The sequence below is a fragment of the Nocardia sp. NPDC102475 genome, from assembly GCF_055584605.1.
Genome location: NZ_JBVJLS010000006.1, coordinates 290231 through 305805, shown reverse-complemented (window position 1 = coordinate 305805; position 15575 = coordinate 290231). Strand labels below are relative to the sequence as shown.

The 15575-nt window shown below is 65.2% G+C and carries 19 protein-coding genes; 6 read left to right on the top strand and 13 right to left on the bottom strand.

Annotated elements, in window-relative coordinates; translation table 11 throughout:
• Positions 1-14: 14 nt before the first annotated feature.
• The 9 genes from ACZ60G_RS14060 to ACZ60G_RS14020 all read right to left on the bottom strand — a co-directional run bounded on the left by ACZ60G_RS14060 (position 15) and on the right by ACZ60G_RS14020 (position 8206).
• Positions 15-1250: a vWA domain-containing protein gene (locus ACZ60G_RS14060; protein WP_465810380.1), complete on the bottom strand. Its 1236-nt coding sequence runs from the start codon at positions 1248-1250 to the stop codon at positions 15-17.
• Positions 1247-2491 (bottom strand): AAA family ATPase, encoded by a 1245-nt coding sequence (locus tag ACZ60G_RS14055; protein ID WP_465810378.1) that lies wholly within the window; start codon positions 2489-2491, stop codon positions 1247-1249. Before ACZ60G_RS14055 ends, ACZ60G_RS14060 begins: the two co-directional genes overlap by 4 nt.
• 158 nt (positions 2492-2649) lie before the next feature.
• A complete protein-coding gene (locus ACZ60G_RS14050) occupies positions 2650-4014 on the bottom strand; it encodes a hypothetical protein (RefSeq protein ID WP_465810376.1) in 1365 nt (454 codons plus the stop codon).
• Positions 4014-4424 carry a hypothetical protein gene (locus tag ACZ60G_RS14045; protein WP_465810375.1) on the bottom strand — a complete coding sequence of 137 codons (411 nt, stop codon included), beginning with the start codon at positions 4422-4424 and terminating at the stop codon, positions 4014-4016. The genes ACZ60G_RS14050 and ACZ60G_RS14045 overlap by 1 nt, the downstream gene beginning before the upstream one ends.
• A gap of 150 nt (positions 4425-4574) precedes the next feature.
• A complete protein-coding gene (locus ACZ60G_RS14040; RefSeq protein WP_465810373.1) occupies positions 4575-4892 on the bottom strand; it encodes a hypothetical protein in 318 nt (105 codons plus the stop codon).
• A gap of 54 nt (positions 4893-4946) precedes the next feature.
• Positions 4947-5945 carry a hypothetical protein gene (locus ACZ60G_RS14035; protein ID WP_465810372.1) on the bottom strand — a complete coding sequence of 333 codons (999 nt, stop codon included), beginning with the start codon at positions 5943-5945 and terminating at the stop codon, positions 4947-4949.
• An 11-nt stretch (positions 5946-5956) separates the two neighbouring features.
• On the bottom strand, positions 5957-6598 hold the full coding sequence (locus tag ACZ60G_RS14030) for a hypothetical protein (RefSeq protein ID WP_465810370.1): 642 nt from the start codon (positions 6596-6598) through the stop codon (positions 5957-5959).
• Positions 6591-7859 carry a WXG100 family type VII secretion target gene (locus ACZ60G_RS14025; protein WP_465810368.1) on the bottom strand — a complete coding sequence of 423 codons (1269 nt, stop codon included), beginning with the start codon at positions 7857-7859 and terminating at the stop codon, positions 6591-6593. Before ACZ60G_RS14025 ends, ACZ60G_RS14030 begins: the two co-directional genes overlap by 8 nt.
• Positions 7856-8206, bottom strand: a complete 351-nt coding sequence (locus ACZ60G_RS14020; protein WP_465810366.1) for a hypothetical protein — start codon at positions 8204-8206, stop codon at positions 7856-7858. Before ACZ60G_RS14020 ends, ACZ60G_RS14025 begins: the two co-directional genes overlap by 4 nt.
• Before the next feature lie 640 nt (positions 8207-8846).
• Here ACZ60G_RS14020 and ACZ60G_RS14015 point away from each other — a divergent pair.
• A complete protein-coding gene (locus ACZ60G_RS14015) occupies positions 8847-9761 on the top strand; it encodes an aminoglycoside phosphotransferase family protein (RefSeq protein WP_465810364.1) in 915 nt (304 codons plus the stop codon).
• The gene (locus ACZ60G_RS14010; RefSeq protein ID WP_465810564.1) at positions 9757-10644 is read left to right on the top strand and encodes an ADP-ribosylglycohydrolase family protein; all 888 of its coding nucleotides are present in this window, start codon (positions 9757-9759) and stop codon (positions 10642-10644) included. The genes ACZ60G_RS14015 and ACZ60G_RS14010 overlap by 5 nt, the downstream gene beginning before the upstream one ends.
• On the opposite strand, the gene ACZ60G_RS14005 is transcribed toward ACZ60G_RS14010, so the two are convergent.
• The gene (locus ACZ60G_RS14005) at positions 10532-10978 is read right to left on the bottom strand and encodes a hypothetical protein (protein ID WP_465810362.1); all 447 of its coding nucleotides are present in this window, start codon (positions 10976-10978) and stop codon (positions 10532-10534) included. The genes ACZ60G_RS14010 and ACZ60G_RS14005 overlap by 113 nt on opposite strands.
• Positions 10979-11205: 227 nt before the next feature.
• Here ACZ60G_RS14005 and ACZ60G_RS14000 point away from each other — a divergent pair, with 227 nt between their 5' ends.
• Together ACZ60G_RS14000 and ACZ60G_RS13995 are read left to right on the top strand one after the other, a co-directional pair.
• A complete protein-coding gene (locus tag ACZ60G_RS14000; RefSeq protein WP_465810361.1) occupies positions 11206-11640 on the top strand; it encodes a VOC family protein in 435 nt (144 codons plus the stop codon).
• 52 nt (positions 11641-11692) lie between these two features.
• Complete coding sequence (locus ACZ60G_RS13995) at positions 11693-12139, top strand: nitroreductase family deazaflavin-dependent oxidoreductase (RefSeq protein WP_465810359.1); 447 nt, start codon at positions 11693-11695, stop codon at positions 12137-12139.
• A 47-nt stretch (positions 12140-12186) separates the two neighbouring features.
• On the opposite strand, the gene ACZ60G_RS13990 is transcribed toward ACZ60G_RS13995, so the two are convergent.
• The 3 genes from ACZ60G_RS13990 to ACZ60G_RS13980 all read right to left on the bottom strand — a co-directional run bounded on the left by ACZ60G_RS13990 (position 12187) and on the right by ACZ60G_RS13980 (position 13813).
• On the bottom strand, positions 12187-12543 hold the full coding sequence (locus tag ACZ60G_RS13990) for a nitroreductase/quinone reductase family protein (RefSeq protein WP_465810357.1): 357 nt from the start codon (positions 12541-12543) through the stop codon (positions 12187-12189).
• A gap of 93 nt (positions 12544-12636) precedes the next feature.
• Entirely contained in the window at positions 12637-12762 is a 126-nt protein-coding gene (locus tag ACZ60G_RS13985; RefSeq protein WP_465810355.1) for a hypothetical protein, read from the bottom strand.
• 199 nt (positions 12763-12961) lie between these two features.
• Positions 12962-13813 carry a GTP-binding protein gene (locus ACZ60G_RS13980; RefSeq protein WP_465810353.1) on the bottom strand — a complete coding sequence of 284 codons (852 nt, stop codon included), beginning with the start codon at positions 13811-13813 and terminating at the stop codon, positions 12962-12964.
• Between the two features lie 97 nt (positions 13814-13910).
• On the opposite strand from ACZ60G_RS13980, the gene ACZ60G_RS13975 reads away from it, so the two are divergent.
• A complete protein-coding gene (locus ACZ60G_RS13975) occupies positions 13911-14333 on the top strand; it encodes a Zn-ribbon domain-containing OB-fold protein (protein ID WP_465810562.1) in 423 nt (140 codons plus the stop codon).
• Complete coding sequence (locus tag ACZ60G_RS13970; RefSeq protein ID WP_465810351.1) at positions 14326-15528, top strand: lipid-transfer protein; 1203 nt, start codon at positions 14326-14328, stop codon at positions 15526-15528. Before ACZ60G_RS13975 ends, ACZ60G_RS13970 begins: the two co-directional genes overlap by 8 nt.
• Positions 15529-15575 lie beyond the last annotated feature (47 nt).

The following is a 15575-nucleotide window of genomic DNA, read 5'->3' as shown; positions in this document are numbered from 1 at the left end:
GACCGTGTGATCAGCTAGCCGATTTCGACGACTCGCGCCCACGCCGGTGGTCTGTCCGGAACGTAATCGGGTTCGCTTTCGCTCCACGAAGCGGCCCGGCTGAATAGGCCCACGACGGTGCGGCAACACGGCTTGGTCTCGGGCCAGGGCGTCTGACCGTCGGTGAGGACCACGACGACGTCCGGGCGGGGTTGGGCGCGAAGGGCTTTGGCGAAGCCTGTGCGTAGGTCGGTTCCGCCACCGCCCACCAGCGGTATGCCCTCGGCCGCGCACAGCGGGTGCGCGATCCGGGCGGCCGCGTCGCAGGACAACACGGTGACCAGGTCGCGGCGACCGCCTGCCGCGCGGCAGATGGCGGTCACTTCGAGTAGGGCGCTGCCGAGTTCGGCGTCGCTGACCGAACCGGAGGTATCGATGATCACGCTGACGCGAGGTGGCGTGCGCCGCAGACTCGGCAGGATGACACCGGGCACACCGGCCGAGCGTCGCGCGGGCCGGCCATAGGTGTAGTCCTCGCCGACCCCGGGCGCGGAGACGGCCGCGCGAAGTGCCGCGCCGAGCAGGTCGCGCCACGGCTGCGGTGGATGGAATGCTTCCTGCGCCCAGCGCCGCCATCCTTCAGGCACGTTGCCCGGGCGGCCGATGATGCCCTGCGCCACCCGGAAGCGCACGCCGTCGCGTTCCTGTTCGCTGAGGCCGTCCGCGCCGAGCGGCCCGAGCTCCCATTCGCGTTGCAGGCCGTCGGCGCCGCTGCCGCAATCGAGCCACGCCATGCCCGGCGTGTACGTTCCGAACCGGAACTCCCGCAGGTACTCCTCCATGAGTTTGCCTGCGGGCAAGTCGATGTCGGCGGGCAGGACCGCACCCTCCGGGCGGACCAATCCGTCGCCGAAGGTGTCGTCGTTGATCTCGAAATCTGCGGCGATATTCATGCGCAGCCGCTCCCCGGGCCCGCTCAGCTCGTGCTCGCGGGCGAAGCGGTCACCCCGGCCGTGATGGTCGCGCAGCAAGTGCGAGACCTCGTGCACCAAGACCCCGGCCAATTCCTCGACGGGCATGCTGTCCACGAACGCGGGCGAAACGTAGCAGCGCCAGTAGCGGTCCACACCCATCGTCGGGACGCGGCGCGATTCGATGATGTGCAGAGCGAAAAGAGCGGTCGCCAGGTAAGGCCGGACTCGGAGGGCGTATAGCCGGGCGGCGAAGAGCTTTTCCAGATCCAGTTTCTGATCCGCTGCCGGCACTGTCATCGGCCCGCCCGCACGAGATCGGCGGCGCGATCCGCGCGCTGCGACACCGACACCACGCCCGCCAGCTTCTCGATCGCCGCCGGCACCTCCCAATTTCCCTGGCGCAGTGTGGCGAGCGTGGTCGCGGGGACGACCACCAGATCCGGCGCCCCGGTTTCGATCGCCCTGACCAGTAGCACCCACGCCGCATCCCAGCGGGATCGCTCCGGGCGCTTACGCACCGCCGCGACCACACCGTCGAGCGCGGCTTGGCGCAGATCCCCGCGCTCGGGCAGCTCAGCGCCGGCCGGATCGGCCAGCAGCGTCTCGGGGTCCGGGAGGTCCATCCGGTCCAGGCTGGTCAGCAGCTCGAAACCCGGGCCATCCCCGACCGCGCCCCGGACCAACAGCGACAGCACATCCCTGGAAGACCCCGCGGCGGTGGCGAACGCGATCAGCCGCAGCGTCATCTCCCAACTGCGAGGCGAAGCCCAGGCGCCACCCCGGCGCGCTTCACTGCTCGGCATCTGGTGCACGAGCTTCGGGCGCGCCGCGAGCAGCACGCACACCGCGCGACGCGCGAACGCCACTGCCTCCGTGAGCTTTTCCGGGTCGAGCTGCGGCAGTGTCGCGCGCGGCCAGGTGCCGCCGAGACCCCGCACGACCACATCGTGATCGTGCACCCATTGCAGGTGCACGAACCGGTTGGCCAGCGGCGGGCTCAGCTCCCAGCCATCGGCCGCCGACGAGCGCGGATTGGCTGCCGCCACGATCCGGACGCCGGGCGGCAGCTTCAGTGAACCGATCCGCCGCTCCAGCACGAGCCGCAGCAGGGCTGCCTGCACGGCGGGCGGCGCGGTGGACAGCTCGTCGAGGAACAGCAGCCCTCGACCTGCCCGGACCAATCGCACCGCCCAGTCCGGTGGCGCCATCGGAACACCGTGCTCGGACGGGTCGTCGCCGACGATCGGCAGACCCGAAAAGTCCGATGGCTCATGCACGCTCGCGATCACGGTGGTCAGCGGTAGATCCAGGGTTTCGGCGAGCTGCGTCAGTGCCGCGGTCTTGCCGATTCCCGGCTCGCCCCACAGCAGCACCGGCAGGTCAGCGGCCACCGCCAGGGTGAGGGCCTCGAGTTGGGTGTTGGGGCGCGGTTCGGTGGTGGCCTCGCCGAGCAGTGTGAGCAGATCAGCGGCGATATCGAGCTGGGAAGCGTGATCCGCGCAGGTGTGAGCAGCGGAGGCCGTGATAGCAGCAGACATATGAATCACCTTGTGTTGTAGGAGGATAAACGGACACGACGGTGGGAAGCAGTCGCGCCGCCGCGGACCGTTAGGCGGTCGTGCCGCGCGGCTGTGCGCGGTAGTCGCAAGATCGGGAAGCAGTCGCCTCGCGCCGGAGCGCACTGCTCTGGCAGGGGTTAGTAGCTCGTCGCGTTGCGCGGGCGCGCACGGCGATCTCGTGGACGGCGAGCGCCAGGGTAGTTGGGGGCGAGTTGCGATTCGGATAGCCCGGATCGGTAGAGCCCGTATGTGATTCGCTGTTGCGCGGTGGCTGTCAGTTCGTCCCGGAGAGCTCCGTCGCGCAGGATCGCTTCGGGACCGAGCAGGCCTTCGACGACGCAGAGTGCGCCGGCGACGTCGCCATGTGCGAGACGTTCGCGAACGCCTGTGAGGCAGTCCGGTTGGCGATGTGCCTGATCGATGGCCTGCAGGCAGGGCAGCGGGGTGCCGGTCAAGGCGGCCAGGAGTTCCTCGCGCCGGATCTCGGCCGGGTCGTGGTCCAACGCGGACAGCGCACCGTCGACCAAGCCGATTCGATGTTGCTCGCCGCCGCATGCCACCAGGTGTGTTCGCTCCACTTGGATTGGCCCCCAGACGGATTCGCTCGGCGAATAGTCCGGCACCAGCGCCGCGGCGACCAGCGGATGCAGTCGATCGAGCGAGATCACACCGGTGCGAAGCAGTTCCAGGTCGGGTGGTTGCCAGGTCGCGGCGTCGGGCAGCACCGCAAGCGCGGAGACAGCTCCGGCCGGATATGCCGCCGCGATCCGCAAGTCGGCAGGCCCCAGTTCGGCAATCACCCGTTGCCGGGCACCCAATCGCACCAGGAACGTATTCTCCTGCCGCCCTTCGGAATCGAGCAGGATTCGCGCCTCGGCGCCCCAGCGATCAACGGCGTAGCCGCGATCCCGCGGCACAATCTCCAGCAGAGCCGGGTCCAGCGCCGACCGGTCGGCGCCCGATTCGGCTCCACACCGTACCCCCAGCTGATCGGCCCTGCGTGCATCCCAGAGGTGACGGTGCAGGTCCATCCGGAAACGCCGGTCCGGCCGGGGATGCGGATGCAAGCCGGTTGCGGTGCCGGGCCCATCCCACAGCGCCAGGCCGACCCGCTGCCCGGCATCCGCCCAAGCCGGCGCGGTACGAACCACTAGATGCACGAAACCGGCTCTGCCACGAGGGTAACGAGCAAGGGTGATCGTCAATCCCGGCCGGAGCAAACCATCCGGAGCAACCCTCGGCAGGTGCCAGCGCAGCAGATCCGGGGCCAAATGCCGGAGATCGGACCGAACCTCGGCCACCAACTCCCGGCCGTAAGCCCTTGCCACAGAACGTAAATCGACATCGACATCGAAACCTGCGGCCGCACAGGCCCCGGCCCAATCCCCGGCGCGACGCCGAGCAGTAGCGGTCTCGATCATGGAGGGCGGCACGGCGAACTCACGCACACGCGGCCAGAAGGAAAGGCGGGAATCGTCCGCATTCGTCTTCGCAGTGAGCATCAGCACTCACCTTGGACGAACGGGACCCCCAATCTGCGATCAGAAGGAATCATCATCGCGTCGATCATAAAGCGTGTCGCCGAACCTCGCCAAACACGGGCCGGGGAAACATCCAGGAATGGGAGCGGCAACTTCAGCGAGAACTCGCCGAGATCCACAGCAACAGCCAGCAGCTCGCCGCGGCGATCGCTGGGGTGCGCGTGCACAGCGAAGTACGAGGAGTACTCGTCGAGGTCGACGCCCACGGCGAGATCACCGATCTCCAGATCGCGCCAGGCGCTATGCGCTCGCCCAGCAGCCAACTCGCCGCAGTGCTGCGATATTGCCACCGCAAAGTGCGAGCTGATGCAAAAGCCAAAGTCAAACATCTGATCAATAAATCCGCCCCCCGGATCCGCGACCAGCTCCAACGTCTGGATGGTGAACAGAAGCCTCCACGAACAGTTTGGGCCGAGATCCGAAACCGAGATACAAGCCGCCGACGACGCCTACTTCGAGCACATGAATCGGCAGGCTGGACCAGCTAGTGCCTCATCCAGGAGCCCGAGTCGAGGGCAGCTCTACAGAACTTCGATATGCGCAGGCTCGGGCAGCGCCCGTGGGCGCTCATCCGCATACCAGGCGTACTCGATTCCGCTGAGCCTGCCGTTCTCGACCCACAGGATGACCTCACCGACAGGTGCCCCGTTCTGGTCCGTGACCGCTCCGCTGGCAAAGATCCCGTCCGTCGATCCGGACGCCGGCACTGCACTGGGCAGCACCGCCAGGTCAACGCTGGGCGAACCGACACCCCAGGTCGCGACGACCTGCGCGAACGGGATCTGCGACAGGAACTCGCCCGCGCCGGCGGCACCAGACGACAGCAGCTTGGTGACCACGCCGGACTCGAGCTCGGTGAGCGCCCGCGGCTGAATCGGTGTAATCCAGCGAACTTACTGGAATTCTGTCTGCGCGCTGAGGTCACGACGACGCACTGCGGGCAGGAAGTAGTCGCTGAGCTTGTCGGGGGCCGGGCCGTCCCCTCCGAATAATGCCAGGGGCAGCACGACTGAAAAATACAAATTCATAAGCCAAACCTTTGTCAGTCTCCCATATGATGGAAACGAGCCGTCGCCGGGCTGTATCACGCACAGCCCGAACAGCGCCTTCCCGACGGTCGTATGAAACGCGCCCTGCAGTATGACTCGATCAGCAAAGGAAGTTGTCAACCAGACGCCGAGCGCAACGACTCCGGGGAGCGGGATCGCATCTTTACCAAATGTGACGACTGCGGCGGCTGCTCCGAAATGCAATGACCAGTCGAACACAAATGCGCAGACTCGACGCAACATACGAGGCGATGGGTAATGAGGATCAGCTTTACCGCCGTGTCGTGACAGGCCGGTTTCTCTAATATCCGCACGCGTGGGTTCTACTGGTGCATCTCCTCTATAATAAGCGTATCGCAGATTTGCTCCACCCGGCGTCGAGATGACCCCGCGTTTGCGCGGGTCGCCTGCGAACCACACTATCGAAGAGCTGTTATCGACTACTTCTCCTATTTGATGGACCCAACTGCCGACAATCAATTGGGAGATCCGAGCGTTGTTTGCATCTTTCAGCTCAACCCACTCGTACCGGCCGTTGGTGACATGGCCGACGCGATACTCCCGCCAGGGATTCCGCAGTAATATCTGCCTTGTCCGTCTCCGGATCCATACCATGCATGCGCCGATAATCCCTGTGCAGAACAGGATTACCGAAAATATACACCCGGGAGCGGACATGCGGTGGGCCAAATGGCTGTGGCCAGGATCGCCCATATTTATGAAGATTACCGATGCTGGAATGCCGGCAATCCCGGCGGCCAGTGCAATCCACGGCAACAGCGCGCCCTTTCGCAACGCGGCGCGTGTCGCTGGCCAGGATGCGGCCGTTGATGATGTCTCCACGACGAAAGCCCTCACAAGTCCAGCGACGAGGGGCGAGGCGTCAACGGACTGTGTGCCCGGAATTCGATCGACTGCGCCATATCTACCATCATCTTTCGAAACTCCCGACCATAGTCGACTGCTGCGGTCGATAACTCGATAGCTGCAAGGGCTGACCCGTCATTTGATGGCACTACCGCTTCGAGTTGGTACGTGCCTGTTGCGTTACTCGTGTACGGTCTCCCGGGAAGTTCGGGCGTTGGGAGCTCTATCACTCGTTCAGCGAACATCATTGGCCGACCGCCCACATCTACCATTTCGATATCATATGTTTCGCCGGATTCGGCCCTGGACTCGACCAGATGCATCAAAGCCAATCGTGGGTTGATCTTCTCCCCGCCGGTTTCGTAAACGCAAACCGTGACGCACGACGTGATCAGGTTTCCGTCTGATGTCAGGTGCCGACCTACGCCACAGTACCTAGCATCCCGGTGTGCCAGTTCGGCAAAGAGCGTTGCCGCAGTGGGTAAGATGGCCTGAGCCATGGATTTCATGGTCGACGGTTGCATTTCTCCAACGATCTCTTGGGCAACATCCATCCGACGCTCAATATCGGTCAGAGGCATTTCCATGAAGCCGTGCGGGATCCAGATATCTACCGTTGTCTCAGCCATTTCCGCTGTTCCCAATATTGAAGAGGCCGAGGCCAGCCTTCCCGGCGCGTGAGAACAGTTCAATACCAGCCGCCGAGGTTCCCGCCTCGAACTTGCTCACCTGACCGAAGTCTTCGAAGAAGCTGGTGAAGTCGCCCATAGATCGGGTCACAGCCGACGGCGTCAGCGGAATCCTATTGACAACATCAGGAACACCATCAATAAGTTTCGTTGCTATCCCCGGCGCTTGCGCTCCCTCAGTGAACGACCTTATGGCCGGTGCAAATTCTCCGAGTTCCGTAAATGCTTTCAGACCCTTTACCGCGCCTCCAACGCCAGGTATGACACCCAGGCTGTCAAGACCCACTGTCATCCCTATCTTCTTCAGTGCATCACCATTGAAATCCCCAGAAAAGACATCCTTGAACGCGTCACGGACTTCGGGATCAAGAGCATCCATTGCGAGGACACCTACACCGGCGACGAGCGCGATACCTGCGAAGATCGCGTCTGCGGGCGGTGGTGTCACCAGCGCGAGAAGGCCCGTAACCGCGGTTATTCCTGCCAAGACATCATGGATCTGCTCTCGGTGATCGCTGATCCACTGGCCAACACCTTTTATCGCATCGGAGATGCGATCCCAGATGCTCCTGTCCGGCGGGCTGGGCGCGAAATCCTTTGCGGCTGCATCCAGTTCACTGGCGATCCGCCGGGCGGTGCTGTCATGTGTGCTTTCGAGCTCGCGCGCGCGACGGATGATCGAATCGACGTTTCCTTCCCAGGTGTTGACTGCTGCGACGGCAGCATTGACCTGCGCGGTGGCGGCGTTGAGGCGGGTCTGCGCGGCCTGCAGCTCGACCGGATCGGTGAAGGTCATACTGCCCAGACCCAGGTCTGTGTTCGACCGAGCTTGTTGCAATGTTTGAAGCGCACTGTTGTACTGCCCTTTTGCCTCGGCTGTTTCGGCTTCCAAGCCCTTGGCGGTGTCCTGAAAGCCCACCAGGTCCGTGTGCCATTCGGCGAGCAGGCCGACGGCCTTTTCGAGCGAGTTCTGTGCGTAGCCGAGGTCTTGGGCGAGCGTGGCATCGAAGTTGGCGCGGAATGCATCGCCGCCCGCACCCTGCCAGACGTTCTCATTGCTGTTGCGCAGACTATTCAACAGCTGGTTGGTTTCTTTGACTGCGTCCGCGGCTGTGCTGATCTGCCCGCGCAGCCCTGCGACGTCGTCAGGCGCGCCCGGAACCGGGTTGAAACCGAGGTAGGGGTACGGGTTCTGGCTCATGCTGTGACCGAGGTGCTCGGCTGTCCGTCAACGACGCTCCTGGCTTGCTCGACCACCTTGGCGAATGCCTGGTCGGTCTGCTGATACGCATCAAGACACTGCGCGACACCGTCCGCGGTTGTCTTGGCGGACTCCCCGATCCGCTCGATGCCGAATTTCCATCGTCGTTGGAAGCTGTCGGCGGCGTCGTTGAGAGTCTTGGTCCCGATATCGCCGTGGCCGCCGTCCTTCATCACGTTCATCGCATCGTTGAGAACCTGCTCGGCGCCGCGTAGCGACTGAACCGTCTTGCTCAACACATCGATGTCCACCTGCAGAAACCCGGCCAAGTCAACACTCTCCTTCACACAAAGTCATGTACATGCCGGCCCGAGATCTCGGTCTCCGGTCCGTGCGGGCGGTTCGCAGGTTGGGAACTGAGTCCCGTCACGCTATGGCACTTGTATCAGTAATGGACGCACCGTCTTTCGAAACGGTTCCATCGAATGAACATTTTCCAAGGCGTTCGTGACGCTCGCGGGGGCTGTTGCGGGTGACGCTTTCGAGGTAGCCGTTGGGGCGGCCGGACGGGTCATCTTGGTGGAAGGTGGCCGGCAGTTGGGTGCGTGCTCGCATCGCGGCAGCGAACTCCAACTGTGCGGGGAGATGGTCGTCTGGGAACAGACGGCAGCGGGAACGTCATCGAAAGTGGCCTGCGCCAACGACATCGCATGATGATCGGCACGTGCACCGACGACTCGGTACACCCGCGGGCCGCCCGTAGCGTGTGTCGGATTCGCAGCCACCGTCCGACCGTCCGGAGTGCACTGACATGCCGCTGGTCGCGCTGTCCGTCCGCGAGATCGATTGCAGCTCGAGCCGTCCTGTCATAGCCGACTGTGTACCGTCCGCTGGAAGGTGCAGGAGGGCAGACTCCTGCGCCTTCATGACCCGGTCCCCTGCAGCAGTTGGATCGGGTCGGATGCCACCTCGCTACTGTTGATCCGCATGTCGCACACCGGGATCGATATCACGGCGGAGTTGGTGCGGGATCTGCTGCGTGAGCAGCACCCCGACCTGGCCGATTACCCTGTGCGGCTCGGCGCGCGTGGCTGGGACAACCAGCTATGGCGGCTCGGCGACGACCTCGCCGTCCGATTGCCCTGGGCGACGGAGTCCGCCGACGCGCTGCTACACAACGAGCACACCTGGCTGCCCGCCCTCGCCCCGCGCCTTCCACTGCCGGTTCCCGTTCCACAGCGGCTCGGTGAGCCCTCCGAGCGGTTTCCGCGGCCCTGGATCGTCACCACCTGGGTGCCGGGCACGCCTGCCGACCGCGCCCCCGTCACGCGCGCTACGGAGGCGGCCACCACCCTGGCCTCCTTCCTGACCGCACTTCACCAACCCGCCCCCGATGGGGCGCCCACCGGCCGGAACCGCCGAGCGCCGCTGGCCGACTATCGCGAAGGGTTCGCCGAGCAGCTCGCCTCGGCCACCGAGCTGGGACTGATCCCCGACCCAGACGCCATCCGCGCGGTCTTCGAAGACGCCGCCGCCGCGCCCGGCTGGCCCGGTCCGCCACTATGGCTCCACGGCGACCTGCATCCAGCAAACATCTTCACCGCAGACGGCACGATCTGCGGCGTAATCGACTTCGGCGACCTCTTCGCGGGCGATCCGGCTTGCGACCTCGCAGCCGCTTGGCTTCTTTTGCCGGACGGCGCCGCCGACCGCTTCCATACCTCCTACCAGCCGACCCCGGACGCAGCGACCCTGCGCCGCGCCCGCGGATGCGCGGTGTTGCGCGCCCTGAGCGGCATCTTCATCGCAGACGCCGGCGTCAACGGCCGCCCCGGCGGCAAGCCCACATGGGGCCCACCCGCCCGCGCCGCACTCCGACGCCTCATCGCAACGACTCATTGATCTGCTCGCCGGACGAACGCCAGCGGCGCCGTCGCAGTGGACCGACGACACCGAGATGGCCTGTTCGGTATACACGCAAGTCCGCGGACGCGGCTGTATCGACCGGGACGCGCTCGCCGGCGCCTTCGCCGATCGCTGCGAACCCTATCGTGGTTATGGCGGCGGCACAGTCGTTGTGCTGCACGAGATTCGCGACGGACGCCCCTGGAAGGAAGCGGCCGCAGCTGCTTTCGGCGGACGCGGATCATGGGGGAACGGCGCCGCGATCCGAGTCGCGCCGCTCGGGGCGTACTTCGCTGGAGACCTGCGCCGAGCGGCAGCGCAGGCCGCGCTGTCCGCCGAGGTCACCCACCGGCACCCGGAAGCGATCGTAGGTGCCATGGCGGTGGCCGCCGCGGCGAGCCACGCTGCCGCGAATCGCGGAAAAGGCTGTACACCAAGTGAATTGCTGCACGTGACAGAGCCATATCTGGTTGACGGTAGGACCGCGGACGGTGTCCGGCGAGCCCGTAAGCTGCTCGGCCGATCGGTAGCCGAAGCGAGGACGTGGACACCACAGCCGCGATCGTCGGCGGAATCGTGGCAGCACACAGGGATCGGAAACCGAGGAACGATACGCGGAATACCGGAACAATGGTTGTCGGCACGTGAACCACTGCCTGCATGGGCGACAGACTCCCTGCTCGGCTTCTGCGGATCCTCCGGCGGCCGAAACCGCTTCCCGCCAACCTCTTTCGACATCGCCTCCCCTCCCTGCCGCAGCTGCGACGCTACGCGACCTTCGTGTAGGTCAGGTCGAAGTCCGTCTTCCAGGTCTTTCGGTCCTCGGCCAGCTCCCAGCGACCCAGGATCGTCGTCCCGTCGTCGGAAAACCTGCCGGTGAATCGCTGTGCGAAGGGCGCGCCGTCGCGCTGCAACGTCCAGATGCCGTCGGTCAGGGTCATCTCGTAGATTCGCTGAACGTCCCGGTCGTCAGTGTAGAGCTGGTAGTAGGTGTCGCTCATTCCATCGCAACCGATGACTGCGACACCGTCGGGAGCCTCGGGCAGGTCGATATGCCAGCGCTGAACCAACAGCGGTGTGCCCGTGAGCCATTCGAAGGTGACCCGGCCCGCACCCGGCCATGGTGGCCCGCCAGGAGGTCCTGCCTGCATCGTCCATTCCCCGGCGAAGACCTCCAGGCGCCTGCGCGCCGATTCGTTGGTGGACTGGTTCATAACGCTCTCCTCTCGGGTGGATCACTGATATCGACGCCGCGCGATGCTCGATCTCATCGGTGACCCAGGCGGTAGATGACAGGAGTCGAGGGACGAGCGCGAACGCTCGGGCGTGCGGGCCAGGGATTGTGACGGCCATCACAGATGTCATGGTGTCGAGAACATTGCGCCAGCTCCGTCTCAGGGGCACGAGCGGCCACGACGGGCCGCGTAACACAGGAGGAACGATGATCTACCGGATGGATCACGTCGGCGTTGTGGTCGAAGATCTCGCGGCCGCTATCGCGTTCTTCGTCGAATTGGGCCTGGAACTGGAGGGCGAGGCAGCAGTCGAGGGTGAGTGGGTGGATCAGCTTGTCGGGCTGGACGGCGTCAGAGCGGATATCGCCGTCGTGCGGACCCCGGACGGCCACGGCCGGGTCGAACTGTCGACGTTCCATACGCCGGTGGCCACCAGCAGCGCGCCGAAGGCACCAGTGAACACCCCAGGCATCCCTCGCCTCACTTTCGTCGTCGACGCCGTCGACGACACCCTCGACCGCCTGCGCGCCCACGGCGCCGAACTCGTGGGCGAGGTGGCGCGGTACGGGGACATCTACCGGTACTGCTACGTTCGCGGCCCCGAGGGCATCATCATCGGGCTGGTCGAGGAGCTCAACTGAAGTAGACAGCACGTTCCGTACCAGACTTCCGTTTCAGAAGGGACCATCCGTCATGGCTGTCGCCGACGACCTTGACCACGCCACCGACTCGCAATGGGACTGGGTCGCTGAGCAGACTCGTACGTATCTGGCCTCGGGTGGCACCGAGGGACACGAGTCGAACGGCGTCTACACACTCGTGCTCGCCACGACCGGACGCAGGACCGGCGTTCCGCGCCGCACGTGCCTGATCTACGGCACCGCAGGCGAGGACTTCGTCGTCGTCGCCTCCAAAGCTGGTGCCGACGAGGATCCGGCGTGGTTGAAGAACCTCCAAGCGGACCCGCGCGTCGGGGTGCAGGTCGGCGGCCGTCGGTTCACCGCTCGCGCCCGGGTCGCGTCCCCGGCCGAACGTGAGCACCTCTGGCTCCAGATGGCGCGCATCTTCCCGCTGTACGACGAGTACGCACAGAAGACCGACCGCGAAATCCCGATCGTCCTGCTCACTCCGCAGGACTGACCTGGCAGGGTGTCTGCGGTCACGACCGAAAGCAACAGCACTATGGGCTAATCGACCTCGTTCAAGTGCACAATGACGCTGACGCCGCCCTTGTCATCGCGTCGGGCAACAGCATGCCCGGACCTTTCGACGCCGTCCAGCTTCAGCGAGATGGGGCCACCCGCGCCGAGAAAGTTGCGCCACCACCTCTTCTGGTCCGGCATACCGACCGCGATAGTGACCTCGTCGCCAGAACGTCGAAAGCCCACCGGCGTACTGACGGTGCGTCCGGAACGTCGGCCGACATAAGTGATCTCGGTGATCGCCCGGCTCACCCGAGGCCCGATCCATGGTGCCTTCGTCAACGCCATGACGCCCGCGTTGAATCCGCGCGCAACAGGCCCCAGCACCGCTTTTAGCTCCATCGCATCTCCTGATCGCCGAACGGGTATCGACCACCAAACTAGCGGACCGCCGCGCGTTCGGCAGGGCAGCGATGGCGGCACGAACACCCGAGACTAGAAATGCGCAACGCTGAATCCCACTGCGGCACTGATGAAATCAGCGTAGTGGGAACGCGCGTCGTCCTCGATTCCGCCGCCGAAGTTGTACGCGGTGGCGTAGAGCATGTTGGCCGGAACCACTGGGTGACTTCGCGCGGCTTGGAGGAACCGCAGCAGTATGTGGGGCCATGCGTTCGGGTGTTCCGGTCGCGATCTGGTCGGCGAGCCACTGATAGTCATCGACGACGATTCGCTCGAGGTGGAGGGCACGTACGCAGCGGCCCGAATATTGCCGTGTGGTTGCTGATCTCCGGAAGTCGTCGCCCTGAGGCAACGTCGGTCAATAGTCGAGGGCATGTTCCGGTTGACAGACGTGCAGGGGAGACGGCAGATACCGGACGACGGCGTCCAGGAGCGGGGCGATGTCGTCACTCCATGGCGCCGCATCACACAGGATGGGCACGGCATCGCCGAGGCGCGTGAGGCAGCGGATGCGCTCGTGCAACTGTTCGGATGGGATCTCTCGCAGCCCGAGGACGGTGTCCGAATCTGACGCGTCCTGTTCCATCACCGCGGCCACGAGGTTGCGGTACCACTGCTCGGCGACTTTCCAATGGCTGCCGTAGAATTCGACGGCCATCGGTTCGAGCGCCCGCATCGGGACCAGATCGATGACGCCTTCGAACTCGGTGCCGATGCCGATAGGAATCTGCAGCGTCAACGGCACCGCCCCGCGCGTCTCCGTGATCGTGCGGACGCACCCGTCGAAGTCGGCGGCGAGATGATCGAGTCCGGTCACCAGACACAGCCGTGCGACCTGATGGTCGTCGGCAAGCCGCAGTATCGTCCCGAGTCGCGGGGTGCTCTTCACGGCAGCGTTCACGACCGCGATCACCCCGTCGGCTACCCGGATGGACCGCTCCAGGTCCGCGATGGGCGCGTGGCTCGACAGCTCGGCGATATGGATAGTGTGATCGACGCGGCCCGTCACCCAATGGACCGTGGCCGTCGCGCCGGACCCGGTCCTGGCGAAATGACGGAACAGGCGGTGGACGACCCGTGTCGTCTCGTCGGGGTCCCCGATGATCGTGACGTTGCGGATCGACTGCGGGTCAATGGCTTTGGTGCCCATCGGCGTTGTGGTACTCCAGGTCGACTCGAGGGTCTCGTCGCGTCCTCCATCCGCACTCACCGTACCTCCGCGCGTACATCGCCGGAGCGGATTTCCGCCCCAAAATAGAACGTGTTCCTATAACGTCGGGTTTGTGCAGAAAGAACAACGGCCCGCGGTGGCAGATTGGTTCACTGCGGACGACGGCGCGGTACGTCTCGTGGGAACTCGCTGCAATGTGTGCGGCACACCGTATTTCCCACGGAACACACTGGCCTGTCGCAACCCGCAGTGTGCGAGTCCGAAGGACGGCTCCGAGCTGGTCGAGTACCTGTTCTCCACGCGTGGCCGGATCTGGTCATACGCGGATGCCCGGTACAAGCCGCCCCCGCCCTATGTCTCGCCCGATCCGTTCGAGCCGTATGTCGTCGCGGCGGTGGAGCTCGAGGTCGAGCAGATGGTGATTCTCGGGCAGGTCGTGCGCGGCCTCACGGTGGACGACCTGGCCGTCGGCATGCCGGTCGAACTGACCCTCGGCGTGCTGTACGAGGACGAGGAAGCGGAGCACACGGTGTGGATGTGGAGGCCGGTCGATGCCTGACACGAATGATCGCGACATTGCCGTCCTCGGTGCGGGCATGCACCAGTGGGGCAAGTGGGGGCGCAATTTCGTCGAATACGGGCTGGTCGCGGCGCGCGCGGCGCTGGCCGATGCCGGGGTGGACCACCTCGACGTCGGCTACATCGCCGGTGCCGACACGATCCGCAACGGATACCCCGGTTTCGTCTCCGGTGCGACATTCGCCCAGGCGTTGGGCTGGTCGGGTGCGCGGATCTCGAGCAGCTACGCGGCCTGCGCCTCCGGTGCGCAAGCCATCGCCAATGCGCGTGCTCAGATCCTGGCCGGGTTGACCGATGTAGCGCTGGTGGTCGGCGCGGATGCCGCCCCGAAGGGCTTCTTCCAGCCGGTCGGCGGTGAACGCCGCGACGATCCGGACTGGTTGCGCTTCCACCTGCTCGGTGCCACCAACCCCATCTATTTCGCGCTCTATGCCCGCCGCCGGATGGCGCTGCACGGCGCCACGCTCGACGATTTCGCCGCGGTCAAGGTGAAGAACGCCAAGCACGGCCTGAACAACCCGTACGCCCGCTACCGCAAGGAGGTTTCGGCCGAGGAGGTCGCGGCCTCGGCGATCGTCTCGGACCCGCTGCGGCTGCTCGACATCTGCGCGACCAGTGACGGCGGTGCGGCACTGGTGCTGACCTCGATGGAGTATGCCCGCCGCCACGGCGTCACCGACCCGGTCCGGATCCGGGCGCTGTCGACGGTCACGCCGACGTTCCCGAAAACCGTACTCGACCTGCCGGATTTCGCGACGGACTCCGCCGTGGCCGCCGAGCCACCGCCGCACGCGTTCCGTTCCGCCATCGCACACGCCGCGTACGAGGAGGCCGGGCTCGGGCCGTCCGACCTGTCCTTCGCGGAGGTCTACGACCTCTCGACCGCTCTGGAGTTGGACTGGTACGAGGACATCGGGCTCTGCGACACGGGCGGCGCCGAGGAACTACTGCGCAGCGGCGCAACGACTTTGGGTGGACGTATACCGGTGAACCCCAGTGGTGGGCTGGGCTGCTTCGGTGAGGCGATCCCCGCGCAGGCGATCGCTCAGATCTGCGAGCTCACGTGGCAATTGCGCGGCCAGGCCGACAGCCGCCAAGTGGAGAACGCCCGTGCAGGCATCGCGGTGAATCAGGGCCTCTTCGGCCACGGCTCGGCAATCATCGCCACCCGCTGAAGCGAGGCCGATCCACGCTGCGAAACCCGGGCCATGCCCGGGTTTTC

Bases quoted from the DNA above. Each gene is read 5' to 3' on its own strand.
- ACZ60G_RS14060 (WP_465810380.1), bottom strand. From the start codon at position 1,250: ATGACAGTGCCGGCAGCGGATCAGAAACTGGATCTGGAAAAGCTCTTC.
- ACZ60G_RS14055 (WP_465810378.1), bottom strand. From the start codon at position 2,491: ATGTCTGCTGCTATCACGGCCTCCGCTGCTCACACCTGCGCGGATCAC.
- ACZ60G_RS14050 (WP_465810376.1), bottom strand. From the start codon at position 4,014: ATGCTCACTGCGAAGACGAATGCGGACGATTCCCGCCTTTCCTTCTGG.
- ACZ60G_RS14030 (WP_465810370.1), bottom strand. From the start codon at position 6,598: ATGGCTGAGACAACGGTAGATATCTGGATCCCGCACGGCTTCATGGAA.
- ACZ60G_RS14025 (WP_465810368.1), bottom strand. From the start codon at position 7,859: ATGAGCCAGAACCCGTACCCCTACCTCGGTTTCAACCCGGTTCCGGGC.
- ACZ60G_RS14015 (WP_465810364.1), top strand. From the start codon at position 8,847: ATGTCGCACACCGGGATCGATATCACGGCGGAGTTGGTGCGGGATCTG.
- ACZ60G_RS14005 (WP_465810362.1), bottom strand. From the start codon at position 10,978: ATGAACCAGTCCACCAACGAATCGGCGCGCAGGCGCCTGGAGGTCTTC.
- ACZ60G_RS14000 (WP_465810361.1), top strand. From the start codon at position 11,206: ATGATCTACCGGATGGATCACGTCGGCGTTGTGGTCGAAGATCTCGCG.
- ACZ60G_RS13995 (WP_465810359.1), top strand. From the start codon at position 11,693: ATGGCTGTCGCCGACGACCTTGACCACGCCACCGACTCGCAATGGGAC.
- ACZ60G_RS13990 (WP_465810357.1), bottom strand. From the start codon at position 12,543: ATGGAGCTAAAAGCGGTGCTGGGGCCTGTTGCGCGCGGATTCAACGCG.
- ACZ60G_RS13970 (WP_465810351.1), top strand. From the start codon at position 14,326: ATGCCTGACACGAATGATCGCGACATTGCCGTCCTCGGTGCGGGCATG.